Source organism: Mesorhizobium cantuariense (genome assembly GCF_042647205.1).
GTDB lineage: Bacteria > Pseudomonadota > Alphaproteobacteria > Rhizobiales > Rhizobiaceae > Mesorhizobium > Mesorhizobium cantuariense.
In genome coordinates this window covers 2180997-2200308 of record NZ_JBHRVD010000001.1, presented here as the reverse complement: position 1 = coordinate 2200308, position 19312 = coordinate 2180997, and the positions used below count along the sequence as shown (strand labels likewise).

11 protein-coding genes and 1 pseudogene are annotated in these 19312 nt (G+C 62.3%); 2 read left to right on the top strand and 10 right to left on the bottom strand.

Annotated features, from left to right (window positions below; translation table 11 throughout):
* Positions 1-153: 153 nt before the first annotated feature.
* Positions 154-1746 (bottom strand): peptide ABC transporter substrate-binding protein, encoded by a 1593-nt coding sequence (locus ACFOJ9_RS10105; protein ID WP_378978742.1) that lies wholly within the window; start codon positions 1744-1746, stop codon positions 154-156.
* 369 nt (positions 1747-2115) lie between these two features.
* On the opposite strand from ACFOJ9_RS10105, the pseudogene ACFOJ9_RS10100 reads away from it, so the two are divergent.
* Both ACFOJ9_RS10100 and ACFOJ9_RS10095 read left to right on the top strand, forming a co-directional pair.
* A pseudogene (locus tag ACFOJ9_RS10100) lies at positions 2116-2570 on the top strand (TadE family protein).
* Positions 2571-4337 carry a hypothetical protein gene (locus ACFOJ9_RS10095; protein ID WP_378978741.1) on the top strand — a complete coding sequence of 589 codons (1767 nt, stop codon included), beginning with the start codon at positions 2571-2573 and terminating at the stop codon, positions 4335-4337.
* A gap of 14 nt (positions 4338-4351) precedes the next feature.
* Here the strand turns inward: ACFOJ9_RS10095 and bglA are convergent, their stop codons facing one another.
* From bglA to ACFOJ9_RS10050, 9 genes are all read right to left on the bottom strand, one after another.
* Positions 4352-5977 (bottom strand): beta-galactosidase BglA, encoded by a 1626-nt coding sequence (bglA, locus tag ACFOJ9_RS10090; RefSeq protein WP_378978740.1) that lies wholly within the window; start codon positions 5975-5977, stop codon positions 4352-4354.
* The gene (gene glgX / locus ACFOJ9_RS10085) at positions 5964-7985 is read right to left on the bottom strand and encodes a glycogen debranching protein GlgX (protein ID WP_378978739.1); all 2022 of its coding nucleotides are present in this window, start codon (positions 7983-7985) and stop codon (positions 5964-5966) included. The genes bglA and glgX overlap by 14 nt, the downstream gene beginning before the upstream one ends.
* Before the next feature lie 11 nt (positions 7986-7996).
* Positions 7997-9625 carry an alpha-D-glucose phosphate-specific phosphoglucomutase gene (locus ACFOJ9_RS10080; protein WP_378978738.1) on the bottom strand — a complete coding sequence of 543 codons (1629 nt, stop codon included), beginning with the start codon at positions 9623-9625 and terminating at the stop codon, positions 7997-7999.
* A gap of 3 nt (positions 9626-9628) precedes the next feature.
* Complete coding sequence (gene glgA, locus ACFOJ9_RS10075) at positions 9629-11074, bottom strand: glycogen synthase GlgA (protein ID WP_378978737.1); 1446 nt, start codon at positions 11072-11074, stop codon at positions 9629-9631.
* A 3-nt stretch (positions 11075-11077) separates the two neighbouring features.
* Positions 11078-12343: a glucose-1-phosphate adenylyltransferase gene (gene glgC, locus ACFOJ9_RS10070; protein ID WP_378978736.1), complete on the bottom strand. Its 1266-nt coding sequence runs from the start codon at positions 12341-12343 to the stop codon at positions 11078-11080.
* A 50-nt stretch (positions 12344-12393) separates the two neighbouring features.
* Positions 12394-14607: a 1,4-alpha-glucan branching protein GlgB gene (gene glgB, locus ACFOJ9_RS10065; protein ID WP_378978735.1), complete on the bottom strand. Its 2214-nt coding sequence runs from the start codon at positions 14605-14607 to the stop codon at positions 12394-12396.
* A 107-nt stretch (positions 14608-14714) separates the two neighbouring features.
* Entirely contained in the window at positions 14715-17183 is a 2469-nt protein-coding gene (locus ACFOJ9_RS10060) for a glycogen/starch/alpha-glucan phosphorylase (protein WP_378978734.1), read from the bottom strand.
* A 132-nt stretch (positions 17184-17315) separates the two neighbouring features.
* On the bottom strand, positions 17316-18125 hold the full coding sequence (locus ACFOJ9_RS10055; protein ID WP_378978733.1) for an ATP-binding cassette domain-containing protein: 810 nt from the start codon (positions 18123-18125) through the stop codon (positions 17316-17318).
* A complete protein-coding gene (locus ACFOJ9_RS10050) occupies positions 18101-19162 on the bottom strand; it encodes an ABC transporter permease (RefSeq protein WP_378978732.1) in 1062 nt (353 codons plus the stop codon). The genes ACFOJ9_RS10055 and ACFOJ9_RS10050 overlap by 25 nt, the downstream gene beginning before the upstream one ends.
* Positions 19163-19312 lie beyond the last annotated feature (150 nt).

Genomic DNA, 19312 nt, shown 5'->3' with positions numbered 1-19312 from the left:
TGATCCAGAGCAACGCGCGTCCAACTGGACGATTGCACTCTAGTCTTCAAATCTCGCACCGACATTGTCGAAAATCGAATCCGGTTCCCGGGCCGATGCGATGGCAAACCAGAGCCGCCGCGCATTGAGCTGCGCGGCGGCCCAGCCAAGGGATCAGTCCTTGCTGATGAAGCGGGACGGATGGATGTCCATCACATTGTCGTCGAAGCCATGCAGCTTCGAGGAAACGATGTCGTGGTAGCTGTAGTAGAGAAGCGGGATCTGGCCGACGTCATCGACGAGGATGCGCTCCGCCTCGGCGAGTTCCTTCATGCGCTGTTCGGGCTTGCCGCCGGCGGCGGCGGCCTTGTCCATGGCCGCTTCATAGGCCGGGCTGTTGTAGCTCGAATAATTGTTGCCGCTGGCCTTACGCGAGATGCCGAGGAAGGTTTCCGGGTCCTTGTAGTCGGCGATCCAGGCGGCACGCGCCACGTCGTAATCGCCCTTCTGCTCGAGGAAACCGTAATGGGTCTTGGTGTCGGTGTTGAGCAGCGTGATTTCGACGCCGAGCGGCTTCAACTGCTCCTGGATGGCGACAGCGGTATTCTTGTGGTTTTCCGAGGTGTTGTAGCGGATCTCCATCTTCAACGGATGCTCGGGGGTATAGCCGAGTTTCTCGAGGACCTTCTTGGCAGCGTCCTCGCGGTCGATCTGCGGCATGTCAGCGTATTTGGCCAGTGCCGGCGTATAGCCCTCGATGCCCGGAGGTACCATCGAATAGCCGGGCAGCATCGAATTCTGCCAGACTTTTTCGGCGAGGAAGTCGCGGTCGATCGCCATCGAGATGGCGTTGCGTAGCTCGACATTGTCCCACGGCGCCTTGTCGGTCTTGATCGCATAATAATAGGTGCCGAGATACGGCCCGACACGGATCTGGTCGCCGAATTTGGTCTTGAGATCGGCGAGCTGTTCCGTCGGCAGGTCGCCGTAGCTGTCGAGTTCGCCGGCCTCGAAGCGCTTCATCGCCGATGAGCGGTCTTCGGTCGGGATATAGTTGACGACGTCCATCTTGACGGTCGCGGCGTCCCAGAATTTCGGATTCTTGACCAGCTTCATGTGGTCGTTGGGAATCCACTCGGCCAGTGTATAGGCGCCGTTCGAAACGAGATTGCCCGCCTTGATCCAGTCGGCGCCGAGCTTGTCGATCGAGGCCTTGTTAACTGGATAAGTGGCCTGGTGAGTCAGCATCTCGAGGAAGTATGGCGTCGGCGCCTTAAGCGTCACTTCCAGGGTGTTGGCGTCGATCGCCTTGACGCCCATATCCTCGGGCTTGCCTTTCTTGGTGTTGACTTCCTCGGCGTTCTTCACGGGATAGAGCATGGAAGCGTATTCGGCGGCGGTCGCCGGATCCTCCAGCCTACGGAAGGAGTAGACGAAGTCGTCCGCCGTCACCGGGCTTCCATCCGACCACAAGCCGTCCTTGCGCAGCTTGAAGGTGTAGACGGTGCCGTCATCCGATACCGTCCAGCTTTCGGCGGCGCCCGGAATGAGGTTCGTCTTCTGATCGTGCATGACCAGACCCTGGAACAGGTCGCGTATGATATCGGCTTCGTAGACGGTCGAGGTCTTGTGCGGATCGACCGTCTCCGCTTCGGCGGCGGATCCCCTGTTATAGACCGTCTCGGCGAAAGCCGGCGTGTAGAACGCGCCGGTGGCCAGCGCCATGGTCGTGGCGAACACCGTCGCCTTCAGCATGTTTTTCAGCATGAAGTTCTCCCTGTCGGCGCTGCCGTCGGCGCGCCTTTAAGTGTTGACGCCCCGGAGCCGATATCTGACCCCTTTGAGCGCGCCGCCGGTTCCCTTCCCGCGGCTGGTGCCCAAACACTAACGCGGAGAATTTTTATTTCAACAGACTCTCTGGGTCACCCAAAGTAAGGCGGGACGAAAGCTATACCGTGGCAACCGAAACACCAGCCGAAACCAGAAGCTTGACTTGGTTTCCTCACCTCGACGCCATTTTTCACAGGCAATCCATCGCCGCGTCCGTTTGACGGAATGTGTTAATGCGTTCTTAAGCAACCGGAGGTTACATTACGGATACCTTTTATATGGTTCGATCTCGGACACGCGGCGACCATGAGCAACAGAGCAAGTAAATTGCCGAAAATTCGCCAGATAACGCGAAATTTTCAAGAAGAGTCTGGAACTTCGGCGGTTGAATTCGCCTTGCTCTCACCGATCTTCATCCTCCTTCTGCTCGGAATGGTTGCATACGGTATATATTTCGGCGCCGCCAACTCGATCCAGCAGATCGCGGCGGATGCGGCCCGCACGGCAATTGCGGGACTGAACCAGACCGAGCGCCAGACGCTCGTAGCCAGCTTCGTCACCAACAATGCCGGCGGATATCCGTTCGTGGATGCCAGCAAGTTGACCTACCAGGCCAACGACAGCACGGCCGACGGAAGCCAGTTCGTGGTGTCCATCCAGTACGATGCCCGCAACCTGCCGATCTGGAACCTCTTCCGGGCATAGCCATGCCCGGGACCACGATCAGGCGCCAGTCAACGATAAGGGTCGGGGGCATCTGAATGCTGCTGCGGACGTGCAATAGGGTCGGCCGGCTTGCCCGGTTGATGCTGGGCGACAGGAAAGCGAACTTCACCGTCATGGCGGCCCTAAGCGCGCCGGTCGCGCTGGCGCTGGCCGCGGTGGCCATCGACGAAGCCTCGATCTACACCGAGCGCCGCGAAGCACAGGCAATGGTGGATCTGGCGGCAATCACCGCCGCCTCGAACATCACCAACATCGACACCGCGGTCGTGACCACGCTGACCGACAACGGCATGCCGGGGGTTGTCGTTCAAGGCTCGGGACAGACGATCGCGGCGGCCGTCGGCAAAACCGTGGTGTCGGCCACGCCCGGGCGATACGCGGCATCCGGCGCCAATGTGAGCCAGCGCTTCCAGGCCGGCGTAACACCCTACAATGCCGTCCGTGTCACCCTGAAGAAGATCCCCGCCCGTTATTTCGCGAGTTCGCTGATCCCTACTCCCGTCATCGGCACCGAAGCCACCGCCAGCATGACACCACAAGCGATGTTCTCGGTCGGGTCGAGGCTCGCCAGCGTCAATGGCGGCATCCTCAACGCACTTCTCGGCAGTCTTCTGGGCGGCAACATTTCGCTCAGCGTCATGGACTACAACGGATTGATCTCGGCCGACGTCAGTGTCCTCTCCTTCATAAGTGCCCTTGCCACACAAGTGAACGTGACCGGCGGCACCTATTCGGATGTGCTGGCCTCCAAGGCCACTGTCGGCCAGATCGCTACCGCCATGGCCAACGTGCCCGGACTTGGCAACACGGCCAAGGTCGCCCTGCAGACGATCGCGTCCAAGTCGACCAGCACGGTCAAGATCCCGCTCAGCAGCCTTGTCGACCTCGGCCCTGTGGGCAGCCTGGGACTGGGACAATCCCCGACAGGCCTTGGGGTCGATGCAAGCGCCATGGGAATGTTGACCGCCGCCGCCGTGCTGGCGAACGGCACCAACCAGGCTCAGGTCAATCTCGGAGCCACCGTCCCCGGCCTTTTGTCCACCACGCTTACCATTGCCATTGGCGAGCCGGCGCAATCCTCGCCCTGGCTCGCTATCGGTGGAATCGGCACCACGGTGCGCACAGCCCAGACGCGTATCAAACTGGTGGCCACCGTCGGGGTCGGCACCCCCGGTCTCGGTGGCGGCATCAGCTTGCTGGCCGTCAATCTGCCGCTCAATGTGGAAGTTGCTTATGCCGAAGCCAGACTGACCGACATCACCTGTCCGACGGCGCCTTCCAGCATCAAGGTTTCCATCGCCGCGCATCCAGGCATTGCCTCGCTGCATTTGGCCAACAGCAACACCTCGGGCTTTGGCGATTTCAGCCAACCTCAGACATTCACCGACGCGGAAATCGCGGATGTGAGCCTCAAACTGCTGCTGATCAACCTTCCGCTGATAAAGGTGATGGGCTCCGCCGCCACCGCGGTCACCAACAACAACCCGACAACGCTGACCTTCGATGCGACCGACATCACCAACAAGACGATCAAGACCGTTTCGACGCGAAACATCACGCAGTCGCTCACCACGTCTCTGGTCAGCAACCTGTCGCTCTCGGTCAATGCGCTTGGCCTGGGGATTGACCTGACCGCCCTGCTCGGAACGGTCAAGCCGGCGGTGGTGGCCGTGCTGAACGGTGTAACGGCACCAGTCGACGATCTGCTCTACAATGTGCTTTCAGCGCTCGGTGTCGGTGTCGGCCAGGCCGATGTGCGCGTCACCGGCGCGACGTGCGGACGCTCGGTGCTCGTCCAGTAAACACGGCCGAGGCATCAATCGAGGCGACCAAGGAAGTATCCGAGCGCGGGCAACGAAAGCCCGGCCTCCTCGACGACCGCTGTATCGCCGTCAAGCCCTGAAACCGTTCCGATATCAGGCGGCAACGGCCAATTGCCTGGTTCGCCCGCGAAATTGAAGACACAGAGCAGTCTTTCGCCACTGCCTTCGCGGATGAACGCAAGCATGTCATCCTCAGCGTCCAGAAAGCGGATCGAGCCTGTCGTCAGCGCCTCATGCTCCTTGCGCAACGCCAGAGCGGCCCGATAGGACGTCAGAACCGAGGCCGTGTCGGCATTCTGGACGTCGACCGCGCGGGCGCGATGGCTGGCGGGTATCGGCAGCCAGGGCCTGGCCGTCGAGAAGCCTGCATTGTCGGCGCCGGCCTCCCAGACCATCGGCGTGCGGCACCCATCCCTGCCCTTGACGCCCGGCCAGAAGCGGATGCCAAAGGGGTCGCGCAGATCCTCATAGGCAAGCTCCGCCTCTTCCAGGCCGAGTTCCTCGCCCTCGTAGAGGCAGATCGAACCGCGCAGGCAGGAGAGCAGCGTGATCGAAAATCTGGCCACCGCGTCGGGGTCGCCGCCCGGCCTTGTCCAGCGGCTGACATGGCGCACCACGTCATGGTTGGAGAACGCCCAGCAGACCCAGCCATCGGAAACGGCTGCCTCGAAGGCTTCGACGCAGCCGCGTACATGCGCCGCCGAGAACTGTGGCCCCAGCAGGTCGAAGGTGTAGCTCATATGAAGCTTGTCGCCGCCGGAAGTGTATGCGGCGAGCGTCTGCAATGAGCGGCCTTCATCGCCGATTTCACCGACAGCGGCACGGTCCTCGTATTCGTCGAGCAGTGCCCTGAAACGGCGAAGGAATGCCAGGTTTTCCGGCTGCGTCTTGTCGAAAAGGTGTTCCTGGTAGAGGTAGGTGTTGGTCCCGCTGTTGGTGCCGGCGACGCTCGACGCAAGGGGTGGATTGCTGCGCAGCCAGCGGTCGTGGACATAGTAGTTGACCGTGTCGAGCCGGAAGCCGTCGACGCCACGCTCCAGCCAGAACCGTACCGTGTCCAGAAGCGCGTCCTGAACGTCCGGATTGTGGAAATTCAGGTCCGGCTGCGAGGCGAGGAAATTGTGCATGTAATATTGCCGGCGGGTCGAATCCCATTCCCAGGCCGGCCCTCCGAAGACGGACAACCAGTTGTTGGGCGCGCCGCCATCGGGCTTCGTATCGGCCCAGACATACCAGTCGGCCTTGGGATTGTCGCGGCTGGCCCGGCTTTCGACGAACCAGTCGTGCTTGTCGGATGAATGCGACAGCACCTGGTCGATGATGATCTTCAGACCCAGCCGATGCGCCTCGGCCACCAGCGCGTCGAAATCCTCCAGGCTGCCGAACATCGGATCGACATCGCGATAGTCCGACACGTCGTAGCCCATATCGGCCATCGGCGACTTGAAGAAGGGCGACAGCCAGATTGCGTCGACACCAAGCGAGGCGACATGAGCCAGCCTCGACATAATGCCGGCGAGATCGCCACTGCCGTCGCCGGTGGTGTCCTGGAAGGAGCGCGGATAGATCTGGTAGACGACGCAGCCGCGCCACCATCCGGCCTTGTCATCTGCCGCCATTGCGCTTCTCCCTTGTGCCGGCCCGCGCTCGTTCGATCATGAAGATCACCGTCCGCCCCGGTACCGGCCGCGAGATGTCCGCCGCATCGATGGCGGCTGTCCAGGAAAACCCGTCGCGCTCGGGCAGCGTGACCATACAAGCCCGCCGATCGCCGTTGATGATGACGGCAAGGCGGGGTTCGTCATCGTTGGTGCCACCCAGGATCATGACAAGGCGATGGCGCTGCGGGTCCTGCCAGCTCTGTTCGTCAAGCGGCGCGCCTGTTTCGGTCAGCCATGCGACGTCCGGTATCTCCGAGCCTGCCGGTGGCTGGCCAGCGAGGAAGCTCGTATCGGAAAACGCGGGCACCGCGCGGCGCAGCGCCGCGAGCAACGCCGTGTAGCGCTCCAGCGCCCGGTCGCGCCCGGCCCAATCGAGCCAGATGATCTCGTTGTCCTGTGCATAGGCATTGTTGTTGCCCTGCTGGGTGCGGCCGAATTCGTCGCCAGCTGTCAGCATGATGGTGCCGCGCGAGGCAAACAGCGTGGCGAGCAACGCGTGCTGGTCGTTCCGACGAGCCACAGCCACGGCCGGGTCGTCCGCATCCCCCTCCACGCCGTTGTTCCAAGACAGGTTCTCATTGTGGCCGTCGCGGTTCTGCTCGCCATTGGCTTCGTTGTGCTTGCGCTCGTAGCGCACGATGTCGGCCAGCGTCATGCCGTCATGGGCGGCGATGAAATTGACCGTGCGGCTGGCGCCTTTCCCGTTCGTGGCAAACACATCGGACGACCCGGCAAGCCGGGTCGCCAGTGCGCCGACCATGCCGGCGTCGCCGCGCCAGAAGCGTCTGACATCGTCACGGTACTTGTCGTTCCATTCGAGGAAAGACGGCGGGAAATTGCCGAGCTGATAGCCGTCCGGACCGATATCCCAGGGTTCTGCGATCAGCACGCGATCGGCCAGCAGCGCGTCGTCGCGCATCGCTCTCAGCAGCGGCGCCTCGGCATCGAATATTCCTTCAACCCGGCCCAGAATGGGCGCCAGGTCGAAGCGGAAGCCGTCGACGCCGGCATCCCTGACGAAATGGCGAAGCGCGTCGAGGATCATTTCCTGGACGACAGGATGATCGCAGGCGACCGTGTTGCCTGTGCCGGTGTCATTGGCCAGCCTGCCGTCAGACGTGTGCCGGTAGTAGGCCTGGTTGTCGAAGCCGCGCAGCGACAGCGTGGGGCCAAGCCTGTCGCTCTCGCCGGTGTGGTTGAAGACGAGATCGAGGATGACGCCGATGCCGGCCTGGCGCAGCACGGCGACAGTGCTGCGCAACTCAGCAAGACCGCCCGGCGCCAGGCGCGGATCGAGTGCCATGAACGTCACAGGATTGTAGCCCCAGGCGTTGCGCAGCCCGAGCGGCGGCAAATGCCGCTCATCGATCGACGCGGTCACCGGCATCAGTTCGACCGCACCAACGCCGAGTTTTTTCAGGTGCTCGACAACCACCGGGTGGGCCAGCGCCGCGACCGTACCGCGCAGCTTTTCCGGAATGTCCGGATGCAGCATGGTGAAGGCGCGCACCGGAATTTCGTAGATCAGGCCGCCGGGCTGGAATAGCGGCGGCGCAGCCTGCAAGGGTTTCAGCAAGGCACCGGCAATCGCCTTCGGCATCAGCGGCGCGGTATCGGCCCCCTCGCCCCGGCGCTGGGCCAGCCGCCAGTCATAGGCGTAAGACCTGTCGATCTCGACGGCGTAAGGATCGGTCAGGAGCTTGGCGGGGTCGAACCACAGCGCGCGCTCCGGTGCATAGTCGCCATCGGCGCGAAGTCCGTAGCGGGTGCCGGGGCCAAGGCCCGCGACGAACAGGGCGTGCACGCCCTCGCCTTCCGATCGCAGCTCAAGCCGTTCGATTTCCCGGTTGCCCTGGTCGTCGAAGATCGACACCCAGAGCCGACGAGCGGCTTGCGACCATGCGGCAAAGCGGATGCCGCCCTCCGAAACAAGTCCGCCAAATCGCGGCCGCTGATCGGCCGGCATCGCAGATTTCATTAAGTGATGACGCTCGGCTCGGCGCGGCCGGTATGGCTGCGAATCCCGGCAATATCATCGGCCGCGGCAATCAGATCGGCAAGGGCGGCCTGGGTGTCGAGATCGTGCCGCGACTTGTCTGGCTCATAGCGTTCGATGTAGACGCGCAACGTCGCGCCCGACGTGCCGGTGCCGGACAGCCGGAAGACGACACGCGAACCGCCTTCGAACAGAACCCTGATGCCCTGGTGCTCGCTGGTCGAGCCGTCGACCGGGTCGTGATAGGCAAAATCGTCGGCGCTGGTGATTGTCATGCCGCGCACGCTGGTGCCCGGCAATGAGCCTAGTTTGGCGCGGAGTTCATCGACCAGCGCATTGGCGCGGTCGCTCTCGACCTCCTCATAATCGTGCCGCGAATAGTAGTTGCGCCCGTAAGTTGCCCAGTGCTCAGTGACGATCTGCTTGCAGCTCTCGCCGCGCGCGGCAAGGATGTTGAGCCACAAGAGCACCGCCCACAGGCCGTCCTTTTCGCGGACATGGTTGGAGCCGGTGCCGGCACTCTCCTCGCCGCAGATCGTCGCCATGTCGGCGTCCAGCAGATTGCCGAAGAACTTCCAGCCGGTCGGCGTCTCATAGATGCCGACACCGAGTTTTTCAGCGACACGATCAGCAGCACCACTGGTCGGCATCGAGCGGGCAATACCTTTCAAACCGGCCTTGTAGCCGGGCGCCAGGCGTGCATTGGCGGCGAGCATGGCGACGGAATCCGACGGGGTGACGAAAATGCCCTTGCCGATGATCAAATTGCGATCGCCGTCGCCATCCGAGGCGGCGCCGAAATCCGGCGCGTCAGGTCCCATCATCTCGTCATAGAGGTGTTTGGCATGGACAAGGTTCGGGTCGGGGTGGTGGCCGCCGAAATCCGGCAGCGGCTTGAAATTGCGGCAGGTGCCGTTTGGCGCGCCAAGCCGGTTTTCCAGGATCTCCTTGGCGTAGGGGCCGGTCACCGCGTGCATGGCATCGAAGCGCATGCGGAAGCCAGATTTGAACAGTTTGCGCAGGGCCTCGAAATCGAACAGGCTTTCCATCAGCTCGGCATAGTCGGCGACCGGATCGATGATCTCGACCGTCATGCCGGCGGCCTTGACCGCGCCTGTTGTGTCGATGTCGATCGGCTCGATGTCGGCGATCTTGAAGCTTGAGATCGCCCTGGTCTTTTCGAAGATCGCGTCGGTCAGCTTTTCCGGTGCCGGGCCGCCATTGCCGGCATTGTACTTGACGCCGAAATCCTCATGCGGGCCGCCCGGATTGTGGCTGGCCGACAGGATGATGCCGCCAAAGGTCTTGTATTTGCGGATGACATGCGAGGCGGCCGGCGTCGACAGGATGCCGCCCTGCCCGACCATCACCTTGCCGAAGCCGTTGGCGGCGGCCATGGCGATGGCCTTCTGGATGATCTCGCGGTTGTAGAAGCGGCCATCGCCGCCAATCACCAGGGTCTTGCCCTTGAAACCGTCGAGCGCGTCGAAAATCGACTGGATGAAATTCTCGGCATAGTGCTCCTGCTGGAACACCGGCACCTTCTTGCGCAGGCCCGACGTGCCAGGCTTCTGATCGGAATAGGGTTTGGTGGGGACGGTCCGTATCATGCTTCAGGCAACCCTTTTCGAAAGCAGCGAGCGATAGAGTTCAACATATTTGTCCGCGCTCTTGTCCCACGACACATCGGCCTTCATGCCCTGGCGCTGCAGCGATTCCCAGACCGCCGGACTGGCATGTGCGTCGACGAGGCGGCGCATGGTGTGCAGAAAGGCGCCGCCATTGTTGGGTGCGAACTGGAAGCCGGTGGCGACGCCGGCCGAAACGGCAGCCTCATTGGCGTCGATGACCGTATCGGCCAGGCCGCCGGTGCGGGCGACCACCGGCACGCAGCCATAACGCAGGCCGTAAAGCTGGGTCAGCCCGCACGGTTCGAAGCGCGAGGGAATGACGATGGCGTCGCAACCACCCTGCATGATGTGCGAAAGCCCCTCGTCGTAGCCGACGACGACCCCGATGCGGCCGCGATGTCTGGCGGCGGCGGCAAGCAGCGCGCCTTCGAGACCGGCATCGCCCGAGCCCAGGATGGCCAGCCGCGCGCCCGTCGCGACAATGCCGTCGACCACCAGCGCCAATATGTCCATGCCCTTTTGCCAGGTCAGGCGGCTGACGACGCAGACGATCGGGCTGTCGTCGCGGTCAAGGCTGAAGCGCTCCTCGACGGCAGCCCTGTTGGGGGCGCGCGCCTTCAGCGTCCCGGCGGTGTAGGTGGAGACCAGATGCTTGTCGGTTTCCGGGTTCCAGATCCCGGTGTCGATGCCATTGACGATGCCATAGAGATCGCTGGAGCGCATGTTGATGAGGCCGTCGAGGCCCATGCCGAATTCCGCCGAGCGGATTTCCTGCGCATAGGTCGGGCTGACCGTGGTGATCGCCCAAGCGGCCTGCAGGCCGGCCTTGAGGAAGCCGACGCCGCCATAATATTCGACGCCGTCGAGCGCCATCGCCGCCGCCGGCAAGCCAAGCTCGCCGAAGATGCCGGCGCCGAACTGGCCCTGGAAGGCGAGATTGTGAACGGTCATCATCGACGGTATGCCGACCGCCTTGCCATAGCGCATATAGGCCAGCGTCATCGCCGACTGCCAGTCGTGGGCATGGACGATGTCGGGTTGGTAGCCCGAGATGGCGCCACCGGCAATGTCGCCGCCGACCTGGCTTAGTGCTGCGAAGCGCCGCCAGTTGTCGGGCCAGTCGACGCCAGTCGCATTGCCATAGGGGCCGCCCGGACGGTCGAACAGATGCGGCGCGTCGAGCACGAACAGCTCGAGCCCGGCGAGTTGGATAGAGTGGACAGCAGCCTTGCCGCCCTGCAGCAAGGGATATTGCATAACCGCCTTCTTTTTCTTGAAGGCGGCCATGACGGTCGGAAAGCCGGGAATGAGCGTGCGCATGGTCACGCCCTTAGCGGCGAGCGCGATGGGCAGCGCGCCGGTCACGTCGGCAAGCCCGCCGGTCTTGATCAGCGGGAAAATCTCGGGCGTGACCGACAGAACCTGCATGCACTACAACCCTAGTTTGTCGATCATGTCCTGAGTGACCAGGCAGATGCCTTTCTCGGAGACGCGGAAACGCTTGGCATCGAGAACGGGATCTTCGCCGACCACCAGCCCTTCCGGTATCCTAACACCATGGTCGATGACCACGCGCTTCAACTTTGCGTTCCGGCCGACATGAACGTCGGGCAGCATGACGACTTCTTCCAGGGTCGAATAGGAATTGATGCGCGCGCCGGTGAAGATCAGGCTTCTTTTCAACGACGCGCCTGAGACGATGCAGTCGCCCGAGACAAGTGAGGAAATGGCCGAACCGCGACGGCCATCCTCGTCATGCACGAACTTTGCCGGCGGCTTCAACTCGGCATAGGTCCAGATCGGCCAGTCGCGGTCGTAGAGATCGAGCTCCGGCGTGATATCGGTCAGGTCGATATTGGCTTCCCAATAGGCATCGACCGTTCCGACGTCGCGCCAGTAAGCCTCGTTCTCGGCGGTCGAGCGGACGCAGGACTTGGCGAAGCGGTGCGCAATCGCCTTACCGTGCTGGACGATATAGGGAATGATGTCCTTGCCGAAGTCGCGGCTCGAGCCCGGCTCGGCCGCATCGCGGCGCAACTGCTCCATCAGGAACTTGGTCTTGAAGACATAGATGCCCATCGAGGCCAGGGCAAACTCCGGCTTGTCGGGAATGCCGGGCGGATCGGCGGGCTTTTCGACGAAGGCGATGATGTTGTCCTTGCCATCGACATGCATGACGCCGAAGCCGGTGGCTTCCATGCGCGGCACTTCGAGGCAGCCGACGGTGACGTCGGCATTGGCGTCGACGTGCTGGCGAAGCATCATCTCGTAGTCCATTTTGTAGATGTGGTCGCCGGCCAGGATGACCATGTATTCGGGCCCGTAGGCCTCGATGATGTCGATGTTCTGGTAGACGGCGTCGGCGGTGCCTTCATACCACTGCGTTTCCGAGACGCGCTGGCTGGCCGGCAGGATGTCAAAACTCTCGTTTCGCTCGGGCCGCAGGAAGTTCCAGCCGCGCTGCAGATGGCGGATCAGCGAATGCGCCTTGTACTGGGTGGCAACGCCGAGGCGGCGAATGCCGGAATTCAGAGCATTGGAGAGCGCGAAGTCGATGATGCGCGTCTTGCCGCCGAAATAGACGGCCGGTTTGGCGCGCCGATCGGTCAGTTCCTTGAGGCGGCTGCCACGGCCGCCGGCCAATACATAGGCCATGGCATCGCGCGCCAGCGGCTGGGTCCGTTTCAAGTCTGCCATTTCTACCCTCCCAAGTTACTCGATCTCGACTTACTCGATGTCGACATGGCTCAGTCCCCGACGAGTTCAAGCATGATCGTCGACAGCGGCGGCAAAAGCATTGTCGCAGAGATGCTTCCTCCCTCCGCGCGCGCCTCGATCATGCCGCCATTGCCCTTGCCGGACCCGCCATATTCCGAAGCGTCGGTGTTGATGATTTCGCGCCATTTGCCGGCCGTCGGCAACGGCACGCGATAACTGTCGCGCGGCACCGGCGTGAAATTGGAAATGACGGCCACCGGGCTACCGCCCGGTGCGCTGCGCAGCCAGGCGAAAACCGAATTCTGGCTGTCATCGACGATCAGCCAGGAAAACCCTTCCGGCTCGCAATCGCGGCCGTGCAGCGCCGGGCGTGAACGGTAGAGATAGTTGAGATCGCGCACCGTCTGCCAGACGCCCCGATGCGGCCGGAATTCCAGCAGGTTCCAATCGAGCGCGCGTGTCTCGCTCCATTCGCGGCGCTGGGCGAACTCCTGCCCCATGAACAGCAGTTTCTTGCCGGGATAACCCCACATGAAGGCATAGTAGGCGCGTAGCGTCGCAAACTTCTGCCAGTCGTCGCCGGCCATCTTGCCAAGCAACGTGCCTTTGCCGTGCACGACCTCGTCGTGCGAGAGCGGCAGCACGAAATTCTCCGAAAAGGCGTAGGTCAGGCCGAAGGTGAGGTCATTGTGGTGGTGCTTGCGGAAGATCGGCTCCTTGGAGAAATACTCCAGCGTGTCGTGCATGAAACCCATGTTCCACTTGAAGCCGAAGCCCAGCCCGCCTTCATGCACCGGTGCCGAGACCTTCGGCCATGAGGTCGATTCCTCGGCGATGGTCATCACGCCCGGATGGTGGCCGTAGACCTCCTTGTTCATCTTCTGCAGGAAGCTGACCGCCTCGAGGTTCTCGCGGCCGCCTTTCTCGTTGGGGATCCATTCGCCAGCCTTGCGCGAATAGTCGAGGTAGAGCATCGAGGCGACCGCATCGACGCGAAGTCCGTCGACATGGTATTTCTCGGCCCAGAACAACGCATTGTTGACGAGGAACGACACCACCTCGCGGCGGCCGAAATTGTAGATCGCGGTGTTCCAGTCGGGATGGAAACCCTTGCGCGGATCGGCATGTTCATAGAGCGCGGTGCCATCGAAATTGGCCAGGCCATGCGCGTCGACCGGGAAATGCGCCGGCACCCAGTCGAGGATGACACCGACGCCGGCGCGGTGGGCGCCATCGACGAAACGGGCAAAGCCGTCCGGGTCGCCAAAGCGGGCCGATGGCGCGTAGAGGCCGGTCGTCTGGTAGCCCCAGGACGGGTCATAGGGGTGTTCGGAGATCGGCATGAATTCGATATGGGTGAAACCGGTCTCGACCACATAGGGGATCAACCGGTCGGCCAGTTCGTCCCATGACAGGAACGTACCGTCGTCGCGAAGCTGCCAGGACCCGGCATGGACCTCGTAGATCGAGATGGCTTCGCGCCGGGGATCGGCATTGCGCCAGAAACTGCGATGCGCCTCGTCGCCCCATGGATGCGCCGGCGGCACGGCCACGACTGAAGCAGTCGCCGGCCGCAGTTCGGATTTGAAGGCGAACGGATCGGCCTTCAGCGGCAGCCTGACGCCGTCGGGGCCGATGATCTCGTATTTGTAGGGCCGGCCGGCACCGATATCGGGAATGAACACCTCCCAGATGCCGGTGTCGCGGCGGTCGCGCATCGAGTGCCGGCGGCCGTCCCATTCGTTGAAATCGCCGACCACCGAGACACGCCGCGCATTGGGAGCCCAAACGGCGAAATGCACGCCCGTGGCGCCTTCGTGCTCGATGACATGGGCACCGAGCTTGTCGAACAGCCTGAGATGCGAGCCTTGCGCGATGTAGTAGTCGTCCATCGGGCCAAGCACTGGACCGAACGAATAGGGATCGGTCAGCCACCAGTCGCCGCCGGCATTGCGCGCGTGATAGCGAAGCGGCTGCCGCTTCTTGATCGAGAGCTTGCCTTCGAAAAAGCCGCCATCGTCACGCCTGGACAGTTCACCCGCGATGGTGCCGGTCAGCGTATAAGCGGTGACGAATTCGGCATTCGGAACAAAGCAGCGGGCCACAAAACCCTTCCCAGCCTCCTGAACACCGAGAACGGCAAACGGATCGCCATGCGTGCCGGCAACAATCGCCGCAACATCGCTGGCTGCCGCCAGTCCGTCCGGCCCGCTTGTCGCAGCGGTCGCGCGCGGCTTCTTCATCAGGCAGTGTCCCTCCCCGGGCACCGAGTGTTTGTTTCTAGTGGCGTGATCCGACTTTCAAATTCACACCACCGGGACCACATTGTTCGCGGCCTCATGCAATCATATCAGACAGGCACGTTCCAGATTTCTTTCGCATATTGGCGGATCGTGCGATCGGAGGAGAACCAGCCGACACGCGCCACGTTGCGGATTGCCCTGGCGTACCAGTCGGGACTGTTGCGCCAGACCGCATCGACCTCGCGCTGGGCGGCGGCATAGGCATCGAAATCGGCGGCAACCATGAACCAGTCGCTGTTGTAGAGGCCGTTGATGAGGTCGCGGTAACGCTCCGGATCGTCCGGCGAGAAGACGCCCGACGAGACGGCAGCGACCGCTTGCGCCAGTTCAGATGATCCTTCGATGACGGCGCGAGGGTTGTAGCCATTGTTGCGTCGCTCGGCGACCTCGGCGGTGGTCAGGCCGAAGATGAAGATGTTGTCGTCGCCGACGCATTCCTTGATCTCGACATTGGCACCGTCGAGCGTGCCGATGGTCAGCGCGCCGTTGAGCGCGAACTTCATGTTGCCGGTGCCCGACGCTTCCATGCCGGCAGTCGAGATCTGCTCGGAAAGGTCGGCCGCCGGCATCATGATCTCGGCCAGGCTGACATTGTAGTTCGGCAGGAACACCATCTTCAGCAAACCGCGCACGGCCGGATCGCGATTGATGACCTTGGCGACGTCGTTGGCGAGTTTGATGATCAGCTTGGCATTGTGGTAGCTGGGCGCCGCCTTGCCACCGAAGAATTTCACGCGCGGCATCCAGTCGCGCTCGGGATGCGAACGGATTTGGTCGTAGAGCGCGATCGCCTCGAGAATGTTCAGAAGCTGGCGCTTGTATTCATGGATGCGCTTGATCTGGATATCGAACAGCGCCGAGGGATCGACTTTGATGCCGAGCCGGTCGGCGACGACATTGGCCAGCCGCACCTTGTTGGCGCGCTTGACAGCGGCGAACTTGTCGCGAAAGGCGGCATCATCGGCAAAGGCATCGAGCCCCTTGATGGCGTCGATATCATCGAGAAAGCGGTCGCCGATCGCCTCGCGGGCGAGCGCCGTCAGTCCGGGGTTGCACTGGATCAGCCAGCGCCGCGGCGTGATACCGTTGGTCTTGTTGTTGATGCGATCGGGATAGAGCTTGTGCAGATCGGCGAACACCGTCTCCTTCATCAGGTCGGTGTGAAGAGCCGAAACGCCGTTGATCGAGTGCGAGCCGACAAAGGCCAGATTGCCCATGCGCACGCGGCGGTCGCCATTTTCCTGGATCAGCGAGATGCGGCCGATCTGCTCTTCCGAGAACTGGTTGGAGGCACGCGCCTCCAGAAGCACTTCAGCGTTGATGGCATAGACGATCTGCATGTGGCGCGGCAAAAGCCGCTCGAACAGCGGCACCGGCCAGCTTTCCAGCGCCTCGGGCAGCAGCGTGTGGTTGGTGTAGCCGAAGGTGCGCTTGGTGATATCCCAGGCATGATCGAAATCCATGCCGTGGACATCCATCAACAGGCGCATCAGTTCGGGCACCGCGATGGCCGGGTGGGTGTCGTTGAGGTGGATCGCAGCCTTGTCGGGCAGCGACTTGAGGTCGCCATACTGGCTGAGATGGCGCTGGACGATGTCCTGCAGCGAGGCGGTGGAGAAGAAATACTCTTGCCTGAGCCGCAGTTCCTGCCCGGCCTTGTGAGAATCCGCGGGATAAAGCACGCGCGACAAGGCATCGGCCTTGTTGCTTTCGGCAAGCGCGCCGATGTGGTCGCCGGCATTGAACTTGTCGAGCAGGATCGGATCGACCGGCATGCCCGACCAGAGCCGCAGCGTGTTGACGCGATTGGCCCGCCAACCAACGACGGGCGTGTCATAGGCGACGGCCAGCACATGCTCGGTCGGCTTCCAGACATGGCGTTCGAGCCGGCCGTCCTTCGAGGTGATCGATTCCACCGAACCGCCGAAACCGACCTCGAACGAGCGTTCGCGGCGTTCGAACTCCCAGGGGTTGCCGTGATCGAGCCAGGTCTCAGGCAGTTCGACTTGCCAGCCGTCGTGAATCTCCTGGCGGAACATGCCGTTGGCGTAGCGGATGCCATAGCCATGCGCGGGAATGTCGACAGTTGCCATGCTTTCCATGAAGCAGGCGGCTAGCCGGCCGAGGCCGCCATTGCCGAGCGCCGCATCCGGTTCGAGTGCGGCGATCAGATCGAGATCGACACCGAGGGACTTCAACGCCTCGCGCATATTGTCCATCAGGCCGAGATTGGAGAAGGCATCGCGCATCAGGCGGCCGATGAGGAACTCCAGCGACAGATAATAGACGCGCTTTTCCTGCTGGGCGTAGGCCTCCTGCGTCGCCTGCATCCAGTGATCGACGATGCGGTCGCGCACAACTTTGATCGAGGCGGTCAGCCAATCATGTTGCGTGGCGACATTGGTACCCTTGCCGACCCGGTATTTGAGGGCCACCAAGACTTCCCGTGCGAGTGTCTTTGGATCAGGATTTTCGAGCAGTGGCGGGAGGGGTTCGGATGTCATCGCGCTCGTCATGATGCCTCTCGTGCGGTTGCCATGATCATACCGGCTTTCATCGTTCCTCCCAGCCCATGCTAGCCGATACCGCCGCACATTCAATCGATTTAGATCAGCCCATGCTTGCTTACCCTGCGGCAATTTGACAGTTCAAGCCGCCAGCGCCACCTCCGGCGGAACCTTGGCACCCGTCATGAAGGCGACGGCATCGGACATCGTATATTGCTTGGGATCGATGACGCAGAGGCGACGGCCGAGCCGATGGATGTGAATGCGGTCGGCCACTTCGAAGACATGCGGCATGTTGTGCGAGATGAGCACGATAGGCAGGCCGCGCTTCTTGACGTCGAGGATCAGTTCGAGCACGCGGCGGCTTTCCTTGACGCCAAGGGCGGCCGTCGGTTCGTCCATGATCACCACACGACTGCCGAATGCGGCGGCGCGCGCCACCGCCACGCCCTGGCGCTGGCCGCCAGAGAGCGTTTCGACCGCTTGGGAGATGTTCTGGATGGTCATCAGGCCAAGCTCGGTGAGCTTGTCGCGAGCGCGCTTTTCCATCGCCGGACGGTCGAGCATACGAAGCCAGTCGCCCAGAAAACCCGGTTTGCGGATTTCGCGGCCAAGGAACATGTTGTCGGCGATCGACAGCGCCGGCGACAGCGCCAGATTCTGATAGACGGTCTCGATGCCGGCTTCGCGGGCCTCCATCGGCGATTTGAAGGCGACGGGTTTGCCTTCAAGCCGGATCTCGCCTTCGTCGGGCACGGCCGCGCCGGAAATCGCCTTGATAAGCGACGACTTGCCGGCGCCGTTGTCGCCGATAACGGCAAGGATTTCGCCCGGGTAAAGATCGAAGTCGGCATTGTCGAGGGCGGTGACGCGGCCATAGCGCTTGACCAGGCCACGAGCGGTGAGAATGGGGTCCTGGGTCATGGTCATGCCGAAACCTTTCTGATCCATTGGTCGACTGCCACGGCGCCGATGATCAGCACACCGGTGAGCAGCACTTTCCATTGCGGATCGGCGCCCAGCATGTTGAGGCCCATGGAGACGACGCCGACGATCATTGCGCCGAACAGCGTGCCCAGGATCGAGCCGCGTCCGCCGAACAGAGAAATACCGCCGATCACCGTCGCGGTGATCGCCTGCAGATTGTAATCGGTGACGGCGGCTGACGGCGAGATCGAGCCGTTGCGACCGATGGAGACCCAGGCAGCGAAAGCGGCGATCAGCCCGGCAAGGGTGTAGACCGTCATCAGCACCTTCTTGGTCTGAATGCCCGACAGCTTCGCCGCCTCCTGATCATCGCCAACGGCGTAGACATGGCGGCCCCATGCCGTGTGATTGAGCACGTACCAGAGGATCATCACGAGAACGACCGTGGCAATGACGCCGAGCGTCAGTACCGCCGTGCCGACCTTGAAGCTCAATGCAAACAGATGCAGCAGTGGCGCCTGGGTGTCGACGTCGGTGTCGCGGATCGTCTCATTGGCCGAATAGATGAAGTTCGTGGCCATGACGATATTCCAGGTGCCAAGGGTCACGATGAAAGGCGGCAGTTTCATGTAGGCGACAAGTACCCCGTTGAGCAGCCCGCAGGCCGCACCGGCGGCAAGGCCAATCGCCACGGCGAGCACACTCGGCATCCCGTAGCTAACCGCGCAATTGCCCATGATCACCGCTGAAATCACCATGATCACGCCAATCGACAGGTCGATGCCGGCGGTCAAGATGACCAGAGTCTGCGCGGCACCCAGAATGCCAATGATGGCGATCTGTTGCAGGATCAGCGTCAGCGTGTAGGACGAAAAGAAACGCCCTCCAATGGTGATGCCGAAGACGATGATCGCCAGAACCAGCACGATCAGCGGCACCGCGGCCGGCGTCGAATGCAGGAAATGCTGGATGCGCTTGACGACCGATTTGTGCTCGTCAAAAGCGGCAACGCTTGTGTCGCTGCTCGAGAGAACCTTCTCGAATTCCTGAGCTTGAGCCATGTTTCCTCCCCGTTGGGTGCCAGCCACGCGCCAACATCCGTCCACGCTCTTCCGGTCTATTGCCGGGATTGTTCGCGGTCACGCGAGCCATCGTCCACCCGAAGCGGCCGGGGATCAAGCCCCGACCGCTCAGGTTCGTTGTTGCCGGTC

Excerpts from the sequence above, each read along its gene's own strand:
- ACFOJ9_RS10105 (WP_378978742.1), bottom strand. The coding sequence starts at position 1,746 with ATGCTGAAAAACATGCTGAAGGCGACGGTGTTCGCCACGACCATGGCG.
- ACFOJ9_RS10095 (WP_378978741.1), top strand. The coding sequence starts at position 2,571 with ATGCTGCTGCGGACGTGCAATAGGGTCGGCCGGCTTGCCCGGTTGATG.
- bglA (WP_378978740.1), bottom strand. The coding sequence starts at position 5,977 with ATGGCGGCAGATGACAAGGCCGGATGGTGGCGCGGCTGCGTCGTCTAC.
- glgX (WP_378978739.1), bottom strand. The coding sequence starts at position 7,985 with ATGCCGGCCGATCAGCGGCCGCGATTTGGCGGACTTGTTTCGGAGGGC.
- ACFOJ9_RS10080 (WP_378978738.1), bottom strand. The coding sequence starts at position 9,625 with ATGATACGGACCGTCCCCACCAAACCCTATTCCGATCAGAAGCCTGGC.
- glgA (WP_378978737.1), bottom strand. The coding sequence starts at position 11,074 with ATGCAGGTTCTGTCGGTCACGCCCGAGATTTTCCCGCTGATCAAGACC.
- glgC (WP_378978736.1), bottom strand. The coding sequence starts at position 12,343 with ATGGCAGACTTGAAACGGACCCAGCCGCTGGCGCGCGATGCCATGGCC.
- glgB (WP_378978735.1), bottom strand. The coding sequence starts at position 14,607 with ATGAAGAAGCCGCGCGCGACCGCTGCGACAAGCGGGCCGGACGGACTG.
- ACFOJ9_RS10060 (WP_378978734.1), bottom strand. The coding sequence starts at position 17,183 with ATGACGAGCGCGATGACATCCGAACCCCTCCCGCCACTGCTCGAAAAT.
- ACFOJ9_RS10055 (WP_378978733.1), bottom strand. The coding sequence starts at position 18,125 with ATGGATCAGAAAGGTTTCGGCATGACCATGACCCAGGACCCCATTCTC.
- ACFOJ9_RS10050 (WP_378978732.1), bottom strand. The coding sequence starts at position 19,162 with ATGGCTCAAGCTCAGGAATTCGAGAAGGTTCTCTCGAGCAGCGACACA.